At 45.3% G+C, this 2,354-nt stretch carries 3 protein-coding genes; all 3 read left to right on the forward strand.

Translation table 11 applies throughout. The features are described 5' to 3' along the window. On the forward strand, positions 1 to 861 hold an 861-nt coding region (locus ACFIL8_RS09255; protein ID WP_375689531.1), incomplete at its 5' end, for a phage portal protein. After that, on the forward strand, positions 851 to 1,924 hold the full coding sequence (locus tag ACFIL8_RS09260) for a S49 family peptidase (RefSeq protein ID WP_375689533.1): 1,074 nt from the start codon (positions 851 to 853) through the stop codon (positions 1,922 to 1,924). The genes ACFIL8_RS09255 and ACFIL8_RS09260, both read left to right, overlap by 11 nt. A 259-nt stretch (positions 1,925 to 2,183) precedes the next feature. Then, positions 2,184 to 2,354, forward strand: a 171-nt coding sequence (locus ACFIL8_RS09265) for a head decoration protein (protein ID WP_375689535.1), incomplete at its 3' end; no start/stop codon positions are given.

Consider the following 2,354-nt stretch of genomic DNA (forward strand, 5'->3'; position numbering starts at 1 on the left):
ATTGCCGGACAATTGCGCGGTTCTCCAAAAATAACGCGCGCTATGACAAAGATCTTTCAACTCGAATCCTATGACGACGCAGAACTCGATAGAAAAAGGACGGCGGCTCTTTTCGCGGCGTTTGTCAAGGACAATTCACCAAACGTCGAAAAATTATCCGATAATCGTGATAAAAACAACGTTGAAGAAGAATACAAAGCACCTGTCATTGCGCCCGGTGCATCTCTTTATTTAGGAGAGAATAAAGAAGTTACATTCTCAAATCCTGTTGAGGTTGGTGGCTCTTATGAGGCTTTTCAATTTCGCAATATCTTGAAAATTTGTGCAGCACTTAATATGCCTTATGCCGTTGTGACTGGAGACGTTACGCGGGGGAATTTTTCAAATGTACGCACCTCCATCATTCAGTTTAGACGGCACGTCAAACAATGGCGTGAACATATTATTGCCTTTCAGTTTAACCGCATTGTTTGGGAGCGTTTTGTTGAAATGGCAGTGCTTGCTGGATGCGTCAATTTGCCAGGGTGGGAAGAAAATTCCTTGCCATGGCTTCAATGTGAAAGCTTTGCACCCCCGCTTGAAATGATTGATCCAAACAAGGATATCTCAGCGGAAAAAGAAGAAATTCGTGCAGGCTTGAAAACACGACGCATGGCACTTGCCGAGCGTGGCTTTGATATCGACAGCATTCATGCCGAACTGCAAGAAGAGCACACAGACGCTCGTGCGCGCGGCTTATCTTTTGACACGGATATGGCAGCGACCTCTGATAGCAATCAAGTAATTGATACCGCAGATTCAGAACCTTCTGAAACTTATGAAAGTAACCAAGGCAGTGAGGCACATAAAAATGGTGAATAATCTTGATATGCCGTTTTTGGCATCACGGCTTTTTGGGGTTCCTCATATGCTTGCCTCGACAAAGCTTGATATCATTTTGAATGCTCTTGCACCACGCCTTTTTGAGGGAGAAAAGTTTCCCATTGAAGCTTATTCGCAAGAGAATACAGAAGCTTTAAGACCCCCTGAAACTTATGTAGTACAAAACAATGTTGCCATAATACCGGTTCATGGCACGCTTGTGCGCCGTGGTGCATGGCTTGGGGCTTTATCGGGGCTAACCTCTTATGAAGGTTTAAGCGCTTCTTTTCGTGAAGCCATTGCACAACCTGATGTTCGCGCTGTTTTACTTGATATTGATAGCGGCGGTGGAGAAGCCGGTGGTGTGTTTGATTTGGTTGAAGAGTTTCAAACACTCTCAAAACAATACGACAAGCCCATTTGGGCACATGCCAATGAGTTTGCTTGTTCTGCAGCTTATGCCATTGCTTGTGCGGCTTCTCAAATATGGGTAGCTCGCACAGGGGTTGTGGGCTCGATTGGGGTTGTTTGTGCCCATCTTGACCAATCTCGTGCGGATGAAAAACACGGGCATAAATGGACCTTTGTCTTTGAAGGTGATCACAAAACCCATGGCAACCCTCATGAACCCTTGAGCGATACAGCACAGATAAAAATGCAAGCCGATTGCGCCCTGCTCTACGAGATGTTTGTCGATTTGGTGGCGCAAAACAGACGCTTAAATGCTGCTGCAATTCGTGACACAAAAGCAGAAACTTTTATAGGCACCCAAGCGATCACGCTTGGATTAGCAGATGCGCAGGGCACCCTTGCGCAAGCTTTGGAAGCCTTAACGGATTCCATATCACAAAACCCAACATCAACAGAAAAAGAAGGACAAAACACATGGCACGCACACAATACCGCGCTGAAGAAGATGATGACGAAAAGATCGTCGACATCATCAATGACGAGGAAGAGGACGAAGACGATAGTGACATCGACAAAAACGCCGAAATCTTTGACGATGAAGAAGAAAACGAAGATGAAGATGAAGACAATGAGGACAAGCAGGAAAACATAAAAGCTGCTCTTGAAAAAGAAAGAAAGCGCGCAAAAGCACTAACAACCCTTGAAAGGCAAGCAAAGCACTTAGGCGTTTCTTTTGACGCAGCAAAAGCTATTCAAAACGGTATGAGTGTCGAGAAAGCACGCCAGTGTGTGTTGACGGCTGCTAGCTCTCAAAGCGCGTCTTTAAAAGTCTCGCCTTATACCCCTCATAGTGATGGGACGAGCAAGGCAAAGATTTATGCAAAATGGGAAGCAGCTTGGAGGGCAGTGAAATGACGAATATTATTTATGACGACGTACGCAATGGCGCTTATCTTGGACCCTACGACCCCGATATGTCAAATGAAGAAGTGCTGTTTGCATCAGGAGCATTCATTGAAGCTGGAACTGTCATGGGGAAAATTACAGCATCACAAAAATATACCCCCCTTAATCCAGCAGCA

The sequence above is a fragment of the Bartonella sp. AP57NXGY genome, from assembly GCF_042195805.1.
GTDB lineage: Bacteria > Pseudomonadota > Alphaproteobacteria > Rhizobiales > Rhizobiaceae > Bartonella.